General features: G+C 69.8%; 17 protein-coding genes and 1 riboswitch. Of the genes, 11 read left to right on the plus strand and 6 right to left on the minus strand.

The features are described 5' to 3' along the window. The first annotated feature begins 14 nt into the window (after positions 1-14). A complete protein-coding gene (locus tag H9L21_RS14825; RefSeq protein ID WP_154597357.1) occupies positions 15-968 on the plus strand; it encodes a hypothetical protein in 954 nt (317 codons plus the stop codon). Here the strand turns inward: H9L21_RS14825 and H9L21_RS14830 are convergent. Genes H9L21_RS14830 through H9L21_RS14840 form a run of 3 tightly spaced genes read right to left on the minus strand, consistent with a single transcriptional unit; the run spans position 965 to position 3,424 of the window. Further along, a complete protein-coding gene (locus H9L21_RS14830; protein WP_154597356.1) occupies positions 965-1,690 on the minus strand; it encodes an amino acid ABC transporter ATP-binding protein in 726 nt (241 codons plus the stop codon). The two genes, H9L21_RS14825 and H9L21_RS14830, sit on opposite strands and share 4 nt — an antisense overlap. Then, positions 1,690-2,553 carry an amino acid ABC transporter permease gene (locus H9L21_RS14835; protein ID WP_255467086.1) on the minus strand — a complete coding sequence of 288 codons (864 nt, stop codon included), beginning with the start codon at positions 2,551-2,553 and terminating at the stop codon, positions 1,690-1,692. Before H9L21_RS14835 ends, H9L21_RS14830 begins: the two co-directional genes overlap by 1 nt. A 4-nt stretch (positions 2,554-2,557) precedes the next feature. Next, positions 2,558-3,424 (minus strand): ABC transporter substrate-binding protein, encoded by an 867-nt coding sequence (locus H9L21_RS14840; RefSeq protein WP_230081694.1) that lies wholly within the window; start codon positions 3,422-3,424, stop codon positions 2,558-2,560. 97 nt (positions 3,425-3,521) lie between these two features. Between H9L21_RS14840 and H9L21_RS14845 the strand changes: the two genes are divergently transcribed. After that, positions 3,522-4,061 (plus strand): PadR family transcriptional regulator, encoded by a 540-nt coding sequence (locus H9L21_RS14845; RefSeq protein WP_154597354.1) that lies wholly within the window; start codon positions 3,522-3,524, stop codon positions 4,059-4,061. Here the strand turns inward: H9L21_RS14845 and H9L21_RS14850 are convergent. Then, positions 4,030-4,260: an SCO4848 family membrane protein gene (locus H9L21_RS14850; RefSeq protein WP_195849060.1), complete on the minus strand. Its 231-nt coding sequence runs from the start codon at positions 4,258-4,260 to the stop codon at positions 4,030-4,032. The genes H9L21_RS14845 and H9L21_RS14850 overlap by 32 nt on opposite strands. Positions 4,261-4,293: 33 nt before the next feature. On the opposite strand from H9L21_RS14850, the gene H9L21_RS14855 reads away from it, so the two are divergent. The 4 genes from H9L21_RS14855 (at position 4,294) to H9L21_RS14870 (ending at position 8,242) form a co-directional block, all read left to right on the plus strand. Then, positions 4,294-4,707 carry a nuclear transport factor 2 family protein gene (locus H9L21_RS14855; protein WP_154597353.1) on the plus strand — a complete coding sequence of 138 codons (414 nt, stop codon included), beginning with the start codon at positions 4,294-4,296 and terminating at the stop codon, positions 4,705-4,707. Next, a complete protein-coding gene (locus H9L21_RS14860; RefSeq protein ID WP_187411613.1) occupies positions 4,704-6,725 on the plus strand; it encodes an NADPH-dependent 2,4-dienoyl-CoA reductase in 2,022 nt (673 codons plus the stop codon). The genes H9L21_RS14855 and H9L21_RS14860 overlap by 4 nt, the downstream gene beginning before the upstream one ends. 175 nt (positions 6,726-6,900) lie before the next feature. Then, positions 6,901-7,425 (plus strand): DUF1697 domain-containing protein, encoded by a 525-nt coding sequence (locus H9L21_RS14865; protein WP_154597352.1) that lies wholly within the window; start codon positions 6,901-6,903, stop codon positions 7,423-7,425. Continuing rightward, the gene (locus tag H9L21_RS14870) at positions 7,418-8,242 is read left to right on the plus strand and encodes a Sir2 family NAD-dependent protein deacetylase (protein WP_154597351.1); all 825 of its coding nucleotides are present in this window, start codon (positions 7,418-7,420) and stop codon (positions 8,240-8,242) included. The genes H9L21_RS14865 and H9L21_RS14870 overlap by 8 nt, the downstream gene beginning before the upstream one ends. Here the strand turns inward: H9L21_RS14870 and serA are convergent. Next, positions 8,190-9,434: a phosphoglycerate dehydrogenase gene (gene serA, locus H9L21_RS14875; RefSeq protein WP_222865799.1), complete on the minus strand. Its 1,245-nt coding sequence runs from the start codon at positions 9,432-9,434 to the stop codon at positions 8,190-8,192. The two genes, H9L21_RS14870 and serA, sit on opposite strands and share 53 nt — an antisense overlap. A gap of 51 nt (positions 9,435-9,485) precedes the next feature. Then, positions 9,486-9,571: riboswitch (ZMP/ZTP riboswitch) on the minus strand. Between the two features lie 54 nt (positions 9,572-9,625). Beyond that, positions 9,626-10,054, minus strand: coding sequence for a PaaI family thioesterase (locus H9L21_RS14880; RefSeq protein ID WP_154597349.1), 429 nt, complete (start codon positions 10,052-10,054; stop codon positions 9,626-9,628). A gap of 78 nt (positions 10,055-10,132) precedes the next feature. Here H9L21_RS14880 and H9L21_RS14885 point away from each other — a divergent pair, with 78 nt between their 5' ends. From H9L21_RS14885 to H9L21_RS14905, 5 genes are all read left to right on the plus strand, one after another. Beyond that, positions 10,133-10,426 (plus strand): metal-sensitive transcriptional regulator, encoded by a 294-nt coding sequence (locus H9L21_RS14885; RefSeq protein ID WP_154597348.1) that lies wholly within the window; start codon positions 10,133-10,135, stop codon positions 10,424-10,426. Between the two features lie 5 nt (positions 10,427-10,431). Then, positions 10,432-10,662, plus strand: a complete 231-nt coding sequence (locus tag H9L21_RS14890) for a heavy-metal-associated domain-containing protein (RefSeq protein ID WP_154597347.1) — start codon at positions 10,432-10,434, stop codon at positions 10,660-10,662. Then, positions 10,662-12,839 (plus strand): heavy metal translocating P-type ATPase, encoded by a 2,178-nt coding sequence (locus H9L21_RS14895; protein ID WP_154597346.1) that lies wholly within the window; start codon positions 10,662-10,664, stop codon positions 12,837-12,839. Before H9L21_RS14890 ends, H9L21_RS14895 begins: the two co-directional genes overlap by 1 nt. A 60-nt stretch (positions 12,840-12,899) precedes the next feature. After that, complete coding sequence (locus H9L21_RS14900; protein WP_154597345.1) at positions 12,900-13,316, plus strand: hypothetical protein; 417 nt, start codon at positions 12,900-12,902, stop codon at positions 13,314-13,316. A 98-nt stretch (positions 13,317-13,414) separates the two neighbouring features. Next, positions 13,415-13,708, plus strand: a complete 294-nt coding sequence (locus tag H9L21_RS14905) for a YbaY family lipoprotein (RefSeq protein ID WP_154597344.1) — start codon at positions 13,415-13,417, stop codon at positions 13,706-13,708. Positions 13,709-13,713: the final 5 nt, after the last annotated feature.

Below are 13,713 nucleotides of genomic sequence, written 5' to 3' on the forward strand. Positions count from 1 at the left end.
GCTTAAGGTCGGGTATGCGCTTCTCCACGTCCGGGACGGTCCGCCGGATCGACCTGACCCTCGTGTCCACCGTGGTCAACACCCTGCGCGACGAGTGGGCCGGGCTCACGTTCGGGCGCGACGGCGCCGTCATGAACCCGCTCACGGGTGAGCCGTTCCGCGACCTCGTCCTGGCCGACGGACGACACCGGACGCCCGGGGCGCGGTACGAGCTGATCACGCGGACCCCGGTGCTCGAGACGGACCCCGAGAAGCTGCGCGTCCTCAACGCCGAGATGTTGGACGGGAAGGACATCAACGCGGACATCGACTGGGAGACCTACGCCGCCCGGATCGGCGCCATCAGCGTGCAGACCGGCACGACCGAGTCGACGACGTCCGTCACGCTCATCGCCGACGACTCACGCCACCTCGCGTTCTCGGTCGCCGACCCCGCGGGGGTCTGGTCGCTGGAGGTGGACGTGGTGCACGGGAAGCTGCCTCGCGTGGGCGTCACCGGTCGTCACGACGCGACCGCGATGATCGCCGCCGAGGGAGCCCCCGGGTGCCTCGCACGGCTGTTCGGCGGGATCGCGACGGGCACCGCGAGCATCGACCTCGCCACGCTCGAGCAACGCGGCAGGACCACCCTGGCGGAGGCGAGCGGGCGGTTCAACCGCTTCCGCGGCGACGGCTCGGTCGACCTCAAGACCTCGGCGCGCGCCTGGGACGTGAAGGCCGGTGCCACCGTGCGGGCCAGGGGTCTCGGCCGGCCGCTGCTGTGGTTCTTCCGCTCGCGCGCCCGCCGGGCGTTCGACGAGGCCGCCGCCTCCTTCTGGGACCGCGTGCCCCTGTGGATGGACGAGATCGAGGCCGGCGTCCGCGAGTTCGGCGCCCTGGCCCAGAGCGAGGGCGGCGTCGACCGCGTCGTCCACCACACGTTGTGGGAGGACGGCTACGCCGACCGCGTCCTGCCCAGCCCCGCCTAGGCCAGGTGCCGCTCGAGGAACGCCCGGGTGCGCGGATCGCGCGTTGCGGTGAAGAGCTGCTCGGGCGGACCCGACTCGACGATGCGACCGTCGGCCAGGAACACGATCCGGTCGGCGCACTCGCGCGCGAAGCTCATCTCGTGGGTGGCCATGACGATCGTCCGGCCCTCGTTCTTGAGCTCGCGCACCACGTCGAGCACCTCGGCCACGAGCAGCGGATCGAGCGCGGACGTGACCTCGTCGAGCAGCAGCAGCTCCGGGTCCATCGCGACGGCGCGCACCAGCGCCACGCGCTGCTGCTGTCCACCCGACAGCGAGTCGGGGTAGGCGTGCGCCTTGGACTCCAGGCCGACCCGTTCGAGCAGCTCGAGCGCCCGGCTCTGGGCCTGCGCCTTCGAGGCGCCCTTCACCCGGCGCGGGCCGATCGTCAGGTTCTGCATCACCGACAGGTGCGGGAACAGGTTGAACGCCTGGAACACGAACGCGATCCGGGCGCGGGCCGCGTTCTCGTCGATCGCCGGGTCGGTCAGCTCGAGGTCACCGAGGTGGATGTCGCCGTCATCGGTCAGCTCGAGCAGATCGATGCAGCGCAACAGGGTGGACTTGCCCGACCCGGACGCGCCGATCAGGCAGACGACCTCGCCGCGCTGCACGTTCAGGTCGATGCCGTCCAGCACCACGTGGTCACCGAACGACTTGCGGACTCCTTCGATGCGCAACATCAGCGGCCTCCCTGCCGGCGCATGGACCGGATCGTCAACCAGTCGGTGAACCGCGCCAGCGGGATCGTCACGACGATGAAGAACACCGCGGCGACGCACATCGAGGTCACGTTGAACGTGGTGGCCTGGTAGACCTGCGCGGCGCGCAGCGCCTCGACGAGGCCGATGACCGACACCAACGCCGTGTCCTTCTGCAACGACACGAAGTCGTTCATCAGCGGCGGCGTCACGTTGCGGACTGCCTGCGGCAGGATCACGCGGACCAGCGTCTGGCCGTAACCCAGGCCCAGCGCCCGGCCCGCGGCCCACTGGGTCGGGTGGATCGAGAGGATGCCGGCACGCAGCACCTCGGCGACGTACGCGCCGTAGCTGAGGGTCAGCGAGATGACGCCCAGCCAGAACAGGCTCGTGGGGACGCCCGCCATGCCCAGCGCCGGGAAGCCGAAGCCCACCAGCATGACGACCAGGATCGTCGGGATGCCGCGGAAGATGTCGGTGTACGCGGCGGCGAGGAACTTGAAGGGCGCCATCGCCGCGGACGGGACGACGCGGATGACGGCCACCAGCAGCGCCAGCGGCAGCACGAGCACCTCGACCGTCAGGAAGAGGCGGACGTTCAGCCAGAAGGCGTCGAGGATCGCCGGGAACGACTCACGGGCGTGGTCGGCACTGAAGTAGACCTCGCGCACGCGCGGCCACCCCGGCGCCTGGGTGATGAACCAGGCGGCCAGGGTGAGCACGACGATGCTCGAGATCGTGCCCGCGGCCACGCGTCGCAGCGTGCGCCGACGCCGGTAGGCGTTGCGCTGCTGCTGGCGCGTGGACGGTTCGGTCGGGCCGGCCAGGCCCGTGAGTGAGGTCACCGGGTCACTTCAGGACGGGAACGTCCTGCGACGACGACAGCCACTTCTGCTCGAGGTCGGCGAACGTGCCGTCCTCGGTCAGGGCGGTGACGGCCGCGTCGACGCAGGAGGTCAGCTCGCTGTCCTTCTGCAGCAGCAGGCCGAACTCCTCGGGCTCGTCGCCCGCGTACTCGAACTGGCCCGCGATCTTCGCGCCCTCGATCTCGGCCGCGACGAGGTAGAACGCGGTGGGCAGATCGGCCACGATGCCGTCGACCTGGCCGTTGGTCAGCGCGAGCGCCGCCTTGGTCGTGTCGTCGTAGACCAGCGGGGCGTCCTGCGTCCCGAGGCTCTCGATGGCCTTGAGGGAGGTGGTGCCGATCTGGGCGCCGAGGCTGGCGGCCTTGAAGTCGTCGAGGCTGTCGACGTCGGCGAACTTCGAGTCGTCCATGACGATGATGGCCTGGTTGGCCGAGTAGTACGGCTTGCTGAAGTCGACGGCCTTCTTGCGGTCCTCGGTGATCGAGACCTGGTTGATGTCGAAGTCGAAGCCCTTCTTGCCGGGCTGGTAGGCGGTGTTGAACGGAACCTTGGTCCAGACGACGTCGTCCTTGGCGAAGCCCATCTGCTCGGCGACGGCGTACGCGACGGCGGACTCGAAGCCCTTGCCGTTGCTCGGGTCGTTGTCGGAGAACCAGGGCTCGAAGGCCGGGTCGTCGGTGCCGATGGTGAGCTTGCCCTTCGTCGTCAGCGGCAGCTGGTCGACGGCGCACTGCGAGGCGGAGGTGGTGGATTCGGACGACTTCGCGTCGTCGGAGTCGTCGGCGGGCGCGCACGCGGCCGCGACGGAGAACATGAGCGCCAGGGGGACGGCGAGCAGGGATCGCTTCATGGGCTGCATCCTAGTTCCGCGCAATTTCCGGCCCGACGCTCGTACCAATCTATGAACTTCGTTGCATATGGACCGGCCCGGGCCCTACTGTCGCTCCATGGCCCTCGACCACGCGATCCTCGTGTCGCTGACCGAGCGCGCCGCGAGCGGCTACGACCTGGCCCGGCGCTTCGACGCGTCGATCGGCCACTTCTGGCCGGCCAGCCACCAGCAGATCTACCGCGTGCTGGCCCGCATGCAGGAGGCCGGCTGGGTCGCGAGCACCGTCCAGGAGCAGGACGGGCGGCCCGACAAGAAGACCTACGCCATCACCCCCGCGGGCGAGGCCGAGCTGAATCGCTGGGCAGCCGGCCCCAGCGGCCGCGAGGCGGTGCGCAGCGACTTCGCCGTCAAGCTGCGCGGGTTCCGGGACCGCGACGCGATCATCGCCGACACGCGGGTCCGCCGGGCCGACCACGTCGCGCGACTGACCGAGTACGAGGCCAGCGAGGCCCGGTTCTACCCCGACCCCTCGGCCCTCGAGGGCGCCGACCTGGGCGCCTGGCTGGCGCTGCGCGGCGGCATCCACACCGAGCGCCGCGGCATCGAGTGGTGCGACGAGATCCTCACTGCCCTCGAAGGGCCCGGATCCCGATGACCAGCACGATGATGCCCAGCGTCATGGCCGTGACGATCAGGACCAGGTGCACCCAGAAGAACCCCTGGGGATCCTGCCACTTCTCGGCGCCGCCCCAGGCGCGGTCGTCGTCGACGATCGCCTTGAAGAAGCGCGGCCAGATGACGACGTTAAAGACTCCGGCCGCGATGAGCAGCCATGCAGCGAACTTTCCGATCACCCCTCCATTCTCCCATCCGAAGGGAACCCGCCCATGAAGGCCTTCCGAGATCTCGTCGAGAGCAGCATCGCCACCGGATCGCTCGTCGGCGTCGACAGCCTGCTGGCCGACGACGTCGTGTTCCGCAGCCCCGTCGCGTTCAAGCCCTACCCGGGCAAGGCGATCACCACGGCCATCCTCAACGGCGTCTCGCGGGTGTTCGAGGACTTCCGCTACGTCAGCTCGATCGAGGAGGACAACCGCAGCGCACTCGTCTTCGAGGCGACGGTCGACGGCGTCACCGTCAACGGCTGCGACTTCATCACGACGAACGAGGACGGGCTGATCAGCGAGTTCACCGTCATGGTCCGGCCGATGTCCGGCGCCAAGGCGCTGATGGACGCGATGGCGGCCCAGTTCCCGCAGATCCAGGCCGACGCGGTGGCGTACATGGAGGCCCAGCAGTGACCGAGTACCCGCACCTGCTCAGTCCCCTGGACCTGGGCTTCACGACGCTGCGCAACCGCGTCGTCATGGGTTCGATGCACACCGGCCTGGAGGACCACGCCAAGGACATCCCGAAGCTGGCCGCCTACTTCGCCGAGCGCGCCAAGGGCGGCGTCGCCCTGTCGATCACCGGTGGGTTCGCGCCCAGCTGGCGCGGCTGGCTGCTGCCGTTCGGCTCGGAGATGTCGCGCAAGCGCCACGCCGACAAGCACCGCCTCGTCACCGACGCCGTGCACGAGCACGACGGCAAGATCGCCCTGCAGGTGCTGCACGCGGGCCGCTACGGCTACTCGCCGTTCAAGAAGGGCGTCTCGTCGACCAAGTCGCCGATCACGCCGTTCAAGGTCTCGCCGATGTCGACGCGCGAGGTCGACCGCACCGTCACCGACTTCGCGAAGTCCGCCGCGCTGGCCCAGCGCGCCGGCTACGACGGCGTCGAGATCATGGGCTCCGAGGGCTATCTGATCAACCAGTTCCTCACCGCGCGCACGAACACCCGCACCGACGCGTGGGGCGGCTCGGCCGAGAAGCGCATGCGCTTCCCCATCGAGATCGTCCGGCGCACCCGCGAGCTGGTGGGCGAGGACTTCATCGTCCAGTACCGGATCAGCCTGCTCGACCTCGTCGACAACGCCCAGACCTGGGAGGAGACGGTCACCCTCGCGAAGGCGCTGGAGGCCGAGGGCGTCACGATCTTCAACACCGGCATCGGCTGGCACGAGGCCCGCATCCCGACCATCGTCACGAGCGTGCCGCGCGGCGCGTTCACCTGGGTCACGGCCAAGCTCAAGTCCGAGGTCTCGGTCCCGGTGGTCGCGTCCAACCGGATCAACACGCCCGAGTTGGCCGAGCAGATCCTCGCCAGCGGCGAGGCCGACCTGATCTCGATGGCGCGGCCGCTGCTGGCCGATCCCGACTTCGTCAACAAGGCGGCCGAGAACCGCTCCGACGAGATCATCACGTGCATCGCCTGCAACCAGGCGTGCCTGGACCACACGTTCAAGAACCAGCGCGCCAGCTGCATGCTGAACCCGCGCGCCGGTCACGAGACCGAGCTGATCCTGCTGCCGACGCGCACCTCGAAGCGGATCGCCGTCGTCGGTGCCGGCCCGGCCGGGCTGGCCGCCGCCGTCGAGCTGGCGGGGCGCGGCCACGAGGTCGAGCTCTTCGAGGCACTGCCCGAGATCGGTGGCCAGTTCCGCCTGGCGATGCAGATCCCCGGCAAGGAGGACTTCGCCGAGACCGTCCGGTACTACTCGGTGATGCTCGATCGTCGCGGCGTGAAGGTGCACCTGAACCGCTCGGCCTCCGTCGAGGATCTGAGCGCCTTCGACGAGGTCGTGCTGGCGACGGGCGTCGAGCCGCGCGTCCCCTCGATCCCGGGCATCGACCATCCCTCGGTCGTGACCTACCAGCAGCTGATCCGCGACCGGGTCCCCGCCGGTGAGCGCGTGGCCGTGCTGGGCGCCGGCGGCATCGGCTACGACATCTCCGAGTACCTGCTTCACGATCCGGACGAGAGCCTCGAGCACTGGATGCAGCGCTGGGGCGTCACCGATCCCGAGGTCGAGCGCGGCGGCCTGGCCACGAAGGTCAAGGCGCCGCCGCGACGCGCGGTCACGCTGCTGCAGCGCAAGGCCACGACGTTCGGCAAGGGCCTGGGCAAGACCACCGGCTGGGTGCACCGCACGACCCTCAAGGACTCGGGCGTCGAGTTCGTCGGCGGTGTCCGGTACGACCGCATCGACGACGCCGGGCTGCACGTGACCATCGGCGCCGACGGCGACTCCCCCGAGTCGCGCGTCATCGCGGCCGACACGATCGTGCTCTGCACCGGCCAGGAGTCCGTGCGCGACCTCGTCGAGCCGCTCGAGGCCGCCGGCGTCTCGGTCCACGTCATCGGCGGCGCCGACGTCGCCGCCGAGCTCGACGCGAAGCGGGCCATCAAGCAGGCGACCGAGCTGGCTGCTCGGCTGTAGGTGGCGGTTTACCACGGTCCCGTGGTAAACCTGCGCCTCCCCAGGGAAGCTTCCCCGGGGAGGCGCCAACTTGCCTGGGGAAGCGCCCCGCCGTGAGGTCGGCCCTCGTTTCGGGCCTCAAGGAAAACCCGCTGAACCCTGGGAAACTGTCCCCTCCACCGATGAGACTGAGGGCATGACGAAGCGCGTCGTGTTGTTGCGAGCGGTGAACGTCGGCGGCGCGAGGCTGCCGATGGCGCAGCTGCGTGAGGTCGCGGAACGGTTGGGCGCGCGCGACGTCTCCACCTTCATCGCGTCGGGGAACCTGCTGTGCGACGTCGATGATCACGAGGAGTTCGACCGGGCTCTGGAGCAGGCGCTCCAGGAACGGTTCGGCTTCTTCCGTGAGGCGATCAGCCGATCGCCGGAGGAGCTGCGCGAGGCGCTCGCCGCCCACCCGTTCGAGATCGACACCGAGACGAAGGCCAACCACGTCTACTTCCTGCTGCGACCTCCCGCGCCCGAGCAGGTCGAGGCGCTGCTCGCGAAAGGGCTTCCGGACGCGCTCGCCGTCATCGGACGCGACCTGCACATCCGCTACGCCGAGGGCGTCGCGAACACCAAGCTGACACCGGCGTTCATCCTCAAGACCCTGGGCAGTCACGGCACCGGACGTAACCTCAACACTGTGGAGAAGTTGACCGAACTCGCCCATGAGTGACTGGTTCGACCGGCGCTGGCTCGTCCTCACCGGCGCCGGCGTCAGCACCGACTCGGGCATCCCCGACTACCGCGGGCCGGACTCCGTGCCCCGGCAACCGATGACGTACCAGGACTTCATCGCCTCGCCCGCCAACCGTCAGCGGTACTGGGCGCGCGCCCACCTCGGCTGGAGCCGCATGCGCTCGGCCGAGCCCAACTTCACGCACCGCTTCCTGGCCGAGCACCAGGACCGGCTCGTCGGCCTCATCACCCAGAACGTCGACGGACTGCACGAGCGCGCCGGCTCGCGCGAGGTCGTCGACCTGCACGGTCGACTGGATCGCGTCGTGTGCCTGGACTGCCACGACATGACGACCCGCGACGAGCTGCAGGCCCGCCTCGACGCCCTGAACCCGGGATGGACCGACCAGGAGGTCACGATCGCCCCCGACGGCGACGTCGAGCTGGAGGACACGTCGGACTTCGTGGTGGCCGAGTGCACGCAGTGCGGCGGACGGCTCAAGCCCGACGTCGTCTTCTTCGGCGAGTCGGTGCCCAAGCCCAAGGTGCACCACTGCTTCGACCTCGTCGACCGGGCCGGCAGCGAGGGCGCCCCGCTCGTCGTGCTGGGCTCGTCGCTGCAGGTCATGAGCGGGCTGCGATTCGTCCGCCGCGCCGCCAAGAACGGCACGGAGGTCGTCATCGTCAACCGAGGGCCGACCCGCGGCGACGCACTCGCCGACGTGCGGATCGACGACGGCGTCGCCGAGACGCTGCGTCGGCTCAGCTCAGCTGACGCAGCCGCACCGTCTCGGGCAGCGAGGCCAACTCCTTGAGCACCTCGGGGCCGACCTCGGCCGACACGTCGGTGACGACGTAGCCGAGCTCGCCACGCGTGGCCAACTGCTGGCCCTCGATGTTGACGCCGTGGTCGCCCAGGATCGTGTTGATCGCGGCCAGGACGCCCGGCGCGTTGCGGTGCACGTGGGCCAGCCGGTGGCGGGCCGGGTCGCTGGGCAGGTTCAGCTCGGGGAACGTCACCGACAGGTTCGTCGTCCCGGCCTTGGCGTAGGCGCGCAGCTTCGAGGCGACGAAGCGGCCGATGTCCTGCTGCGCCTCCTCGGTGGAGCCGCCGACGTGCGGCGTGAGGATGACGTTCGGCACGCCGCGCAGCTCGCTCTCGAACGGGTCTCCCTGGGCCTTCGGCTCGACCGGGAACACGTCGAGCGCGGCACCGGCGATGTGGCCCGACTCGAGGTGCTTGCGCAGCGCCGTGGTGTCGACCGCGATCCCCCGCGACAGGTTGAGGAACAGCGACCGAGGCTTCATCGCCTTCATCTGCTCGTCACCGAACAGGCCGGCGTTGCCGGGACGCCCGTCGACGTGCAGCGAGACGACGTCGGAGATCGAGAGCAGCTCGTCGATCGTGGCGCACTTCTTGGCGTTGCCGAGCGCGAGCTTGTCGTCGATGTCGTAGAAGACGACCGAGAGGCCCAGCGCCTCGGCGATCACCGAGAGCTGGCTGCCGATGTTGCCGTAGCCGATGATGCCGAGCGTGCGGCCGCGGACCTCGTGGCTGCCGGCGGCCGACTTGTTCCAGACACCGTTGTGCATCGCCGTGGACTTCTCGTGCAGGCGGCGCGCCAGCGAGATGATCTCGGCGATCGCCAGCTCGACGACGCTGCGCGTGTTCGAGTACGGCGCGTTGAAGACGGCGACACCGTGACGCTTCGTGGCGGCCAGGTCGATCTGGTTCGTGCCGATGCAGAAGGCGCCGATGGCCAACAGGTCCGGAGCGTTCTGCAGGACCTTCTCGGTGATGTAGGTCGTCGAGCGGATGCCGAGCAGGTGCACGCCCTTGATCGCCTCGATGAGCTCGTCCTCGCCGAGGGCGGCCGAGCGCGTCTCGACCTGGTAGCCCTTGTTGCGCAGGAACTCCACGCCGTCGGCGTGGATGTTCTCGAGGAGCAGGACCTTGACGTCCTGGTCGTCGAGCTGGGTGAACGGTGCGTGCACGTCGAAATTCATGGTCATCATCGTCATCGTGTGGGGCCTCCGGGTCAGCGGTGATTCGGGCTGACGCGGGGCCCAGGCGAACGGTCCCGAAGTCGTGCTGCCGCGGCTCCCTGGTGGTAACCACCTCAACGCCAGTCGCGCGCGGACCACCCCATGGTAGCGGCTCGGGCCAGCGGTGGCCGCCGCGTCCAGATGGCGGCCTGTCAGCCCGTCAGGTTGCCCTGCATGGCGGCCACGGCCTCGGGCGGGACCTCCTGGTCGAGGTTGGCCAGGCGCACCTGGCCCTGCGCGATCAGCTTGCCCTCCTGGTTGACCGAGTCCAGGTGCCACAGCTGCTGCGTGCGGCCGCGGTGGATCGGGGTGGCCGTGGTGGTGATCGTGTCGCCGTTGCGCGCCTGGCGCAGGAAGTCGGTGGAGTTGTTGGTGCCCACCACGACGCCCTTCGTGCCGAGCCAGATCTGGCCGGCCATGCTGGCGGTCGACTCGTGCACCGCGCAGTAGATGCCGCCGTGCGGGATGCCGAAGGGCTGCAGGTGGCGGTCGGTGATGGTGAACCGCACGACCACCTTGTCGGGGGTCAGCTCGACGTGCTCGACACCGAGCACTCCGTCCAGTCCGGGAATCTCGCTCATGCCGGGACTCTAGCCAGCGCGCAGGACGCCGGTCCGGAGGGCTGGGTTTTCATACCCCTAGGGGGTATCGTCGAAGGCATGAGCCACTCGCACCCCGGATACGCGGACGACAAGGCGGCCGTCCTGAAGCGGTTGGCGCGGATCGAAGGCCAGGTCCGCGGAATCAACCGGATGGTGGAGGCCGACACGTACTGCATCGACGTGCTGACCCAGATCAGCGCGACCACCAAGGCCCTCGAGGCCGTCGCCCTCAAGCTGCTCGACGAGCACCTCGCCCACTGCGTGGCGGACGCCGCGGCCAAGGGCGGCCCCGAAGCCGACCAGAAGATCAAGGAAGCGTCGGACGCGATCGCGCGTCTGGTGAGGAGCTGACAGCCATGAGCACCACCACCACCTACACCGTCACCGGCATGACCTGCGGCCACTGCGCCGCCGCCGTCACACAGGAGGTCACCACCCTGCCCGGCGTCGAGGACGTCCAGGTCGACGTCGCCACCGGCGCGGTCACCGTCACCAGTGCGGCCCCGCTCGACGACAGCGCCGTCGCCGAGGCCATCGACGAGGCCGGCTACGCGTTGGCAGGCCCGCGTGACCTGCCGCTGATCTGATGACCACCGAGACGGGCACCGACACGGGCACCACCTACCGTCTGGCCATCGGCGGGATGAGCTGCGCCTCGTGCGCGGCCCGGATCGAGAAGAAGCTGAACCGGCTCGACGGCGTCGAGGCCACGGTCAACTACGCCACCGAGAAGGCCACGGTGCACGCCCACGGCGACGTCGATCCCCAGACGCTCGTCGAGACGGTCGAGAAGACCGGTTACACCGCGCACGTGCACGACCCGCACGCCGGACACGACCAGCACGCGGCCCACGGCGGCCTGCACTCGGCCGAGTCCATGCGCCGGCGGCTCGTCGTCGCGGCGATCCTGAGCGTGCCGGTGCTGGCGATCTCGATGATCCCGGCCCTGCAGTTCAGCGGCTGGCCGTGGGTCGTCCTCGCGCTCACCACGCCCGTCGTGCTGTGGGCGGCCTACCCGTTCCACTGGTCGGCGTGGCTCAACCTGCGTCACGGCGCGGCCACGATGGACACGCTCGTCAGCATGGGCGTCGGCGCGGCCTACCTGTGGTCGATCGTCCAGCTCTGGCTGGGCGCGACCGGCCACGGCGTCGAGCACGGTCACTACTACTTCGAGACGGCCGCCGCCGTCACGACGTTCATCCTCGCCGGTCACTACCTGGAGGCCAGTGCGAAGCGCCGCTCCAGTGCCGCGCTGCGCACTCTGATGGACCTGGGCGCCAAGCGCGTCACCGTCCTGCGCGACGGGACCGAGGTCGAGGTGCCCGTCGAGGAGCTGCACGAAGGGGAGCTGTTCGTCGTACGCCCCGGCGAGAAGATCGCCACCGACGGCGTGGTCACCGAGGGTGACTCCGCCGTCGACGAGTCGATGCTGACCGGCGAGTCCGTCCCGGTCGACGTCGCCGTCGGCGACACGGTCACCGGTGCCACCGTCAACCAGTCGGGCCGGCTCGTCGTGCGCGCCACCGCGGTCGGTGAGCACACACAGCTGGCCCAGATGGCCCGCCTCGTCGAGGAGGCCCAGGAGGGCAAGGCCGACGTGCAGCGGCTCGCCGACCGGATCTCGGCCTGGTTCGTCCCCGGCGTCATCGCCATCGCGGCCGTGACCTTGCTGGTGTGGCTGCTGGTCGCACCCGGGATCGGTGCGTTCGAGGCGGCCGTGGCCGTCCTGATCATCGCCTGCCCCTGTGCCCTCGGCCTGGCCACGCCCACCGCCCTCATGGTGGGCACCGGACGCGGCGCGCAGCTGGGCATCCTGATCAAGGGCCCGCAGATCCTGGAGTCGACCCGCGCCGTCGACACCATCGTGCTCGACAAGACCGGCACGGTCACGACGGGCACGATGACGGTCTCCCACGTCGATCCCGCCGACGGCGTCGACCCGCACGAGCTGCGCCGGCTGGCCGCCTCGGTCGAGTCCGCCAGCGAGCACCCCGTCGCGCGGGCGATCACGTCGCTGGCGACTCCACTGCCCGTGTCCGAGTTCCGCAGCCACGCGGGGCAGGGCGTCGAGGGCCTCGTCGACGGGCACCTCGTGCGCGCCGGACGCCCCGGCTGGATCGGGGCCGACGACCGGCCCGATCGCATCGGCACGGTCATCGCCGTCTCGAGCGACGACCGCGTGCTGGGCACGATCACCGTGGCCGACGAGGTCAAGCAGACCTCCAAGGCCGCCGTGGCCGACCTGCGCCGCCTGGGCCTCGAGCCGATCCTGCTCACGGGCGACAACGAGCGCGTGGCGCAGGCCGTCGCGACCGAGGTCGGGATCGACCGCGTCCACGCCGGGGTCACCCCGCAGGACAAGCTCGACGTGGTCAACGACCTCAAGGCCCGGGGCCGGGTCGTCGCGATGGTGGGCGACGGCGTCAACGACGCCGCCGCACTGGCCGGGGCCGACCTGGGCATCGCGATGGGCACCGGCACGGACGTCGCGATCGCAGCCAGCGACCTGACGCTCGTGCACGGCGACCTGGCCACCGCGGTCGTCGCCGTGGACCTGTCCCGCGCGACCCTGCGCACAATCAAGGGGAACCTGTTCTGGGCCTTCGCCTACAACGTCGCGGCCATCCCGCTCGCGGCGCTGGGGTTCCTCAGCCCGATGATCGCCGGCTTCGCCATGGCCGCCAGCTCGGTGTTCGTGGTCACCAACTCGTTGCGCCTGCGGCGTTTCGGGCGAGTCCACGATGCCGAAACGTTCTCGGCGTGACACGATTCCGGTGAAACGCGGCGTCCGCATCGGGGCGGCGCCGTCCAACGAGGGGAATCCATGAACTACCGCAAGCCCGCTGCCGCACTCGCCGCCGTGGCCCTGTCCTTCGGCCTCACCGCGTGTGGCGGTGGCGAGCAGTCCGTCGCCGACGCCTGCAAGGTCGCCGAGAAGGAAGTCAAGGACGCGATGGGCGATCTCAACGGGATCAACCCCAGCGACACCGACGAGGCCACGAAGTCGATCTCGTCGATGGGCGACGCTCTGGACAAGACCGAGAAGAAGCTCGAGAACGAGAAGGTCAAGACCGCCGTCGGCGACCTGTCGGCCGAGTTCGACAAGCTCGAGACCGCCTTCGCGGACCTCAAGGCGGCCGACAAGGACACCGCCAAGCTGACCGAGGTGTCGGAGCGGATGAGCACCATCTCCACCGACATCCAGAAGAAGGGCGAGAAGCTCGACGAGCTCTGCGGCTGAGCCCTCGCAGCATCCGACGCCGCGGAGTCCCTCACGGGGCCCCGCGGCGTCGTCGTCCGTCGAGGCGACCGTCGGAGGCCGGGATTAGGCTGGTCGGCATGCCCCTGCTCACCGTGTCCGGTTCCCTGCTCGTGCGTGAAGTCTCCGAGATCCCGCCCGGCGCGATCGCCACGGTCAAGGTGGTCGACGACGCCGGCGAGGTCCTCGCGGCCGCCGCCCTCGAGACCGACGAGGTGCCCGCGCCGTTCAGCGTCACCCTCGACGACGAGATGGTCCGTGGCGACCTGTTCGTCTGGGCGTTCCTGCGCGCCTCCGACGGCAGCGGGTACGGCACGCTCGAGCTCGTCCCGGCCGACCTCGGCACCGTCGAGCTGAACCGGATCGGGGACTGACCAGA

The sequence above is a fragment of the Aeromicrobium senzhongii genome (genome assembly GCF_014334735.1).
Classification (GTDB): domain Bacteria; phylum Actinomycetota; class Actinomycetes; order Propionibacteriales; family Nocardioidaceae; genus Aeromicrobium; species Aeromicrobium senzhongii.

Bases quoted from the DNA above. Each gene is read 5' to 3' on its own strand.
- serA (WP_222865799.1), bottom strand. From the start codon at position 9,434: ATGAATTTCGACGTGCACGCACCGTTCACCCAGCTCGACGACCAGGAC.
- H9L21_RS14890 (WP_154597347.1), top strand. From the start codon at position 10,432: ATGAGCACCACCACCACCTACACCGTCACCGGCATGACCTGCGGCCAC.
- H9L21_RS14905 (WP_154597344.1), top strand. From the start codon at position 13,415: ATGCCCCTGCTCACCGTGTCCGGTTCCCTGCTCGTGCGTGAAGTCTCC.
- H9L21_RS14840 (WP_230081694.1), bottom strand. From the start codon at position 3,424: ATGAAGCGATCCCTGCTCGCCGTCCCCCTGGCGCTCATGTTCTCCGTC.
- H9L21_RS14870 (WP_154597351.1), top strand. From the start codon at position 7,418: ATGAGTGACTGGTTCGACCGGCGCTGGCTCGTCCTCACCGGCGCCGGC.
- H9L21_RS14845 (WP_154597354.1), top strand. From the start codon at position 3,522: ATGGCCCTCGACCACGCGATCCTCGTGTCGCTGACCGAGCGCGCCGCG.
- H9L21_RS14895 (WP_154597346.1), top strand. From the start codon at position 10,662: ATGACCACCGAGACGGGCACCGACACGGGCACCACCTACCGTCTGGCC.
- H9L21_RS14865 (WP_154597352.1), top strand. From the start codon at position 6,901: ATGACGAAGCGCGTCGTGTTGTTGCGAGCGGTGAACGTCGGCGGCGCG.
- H9L21_RS14900 (WP_154597345.1), top strand. From the start codon at position 12,900: ATGAACTACCGCAAGCCCGCTGCCGCACTCGCCGCCGTGGCCCTGTCC.
- H9L21_RS14885 (WP_154597348.1), top strand. From the start codon at position 10,133: ATGAGCCACTCGCACCCCGGATACGCGGACGACAAGGCGGCCGTCCTG.
- H9L21_RS14825 (WP_154597357.1), top strand. From the start codon at position 15: ATGCGCTTCTCCACGTCCGGGACGGTCCGCCGGATCGACCTGACCCTC.
- H9L21_RS14830 (WP_154597356.1), bottom strand. From the start codon at position 1,690: ATGTTGCGCATCGAAGGAGTCCGCAAGTCGTTCGGTGACCACGTGGTG.
- H9L21_RS14855 (WP_154597353.1), top strand. From the start codon at position 4,294: ATGAAGGCCTTCCGAGATCTCGTCGAGAGCAGCATCGCCACCGGATCG.
- H9L21_RS14880 (WP_154597349.1), bottom strand. From the start codon at position 10,054: ATGAGCGAGATTCCCGGACTGGACGGAGTGCTCGGTGTCGAGCACGTC.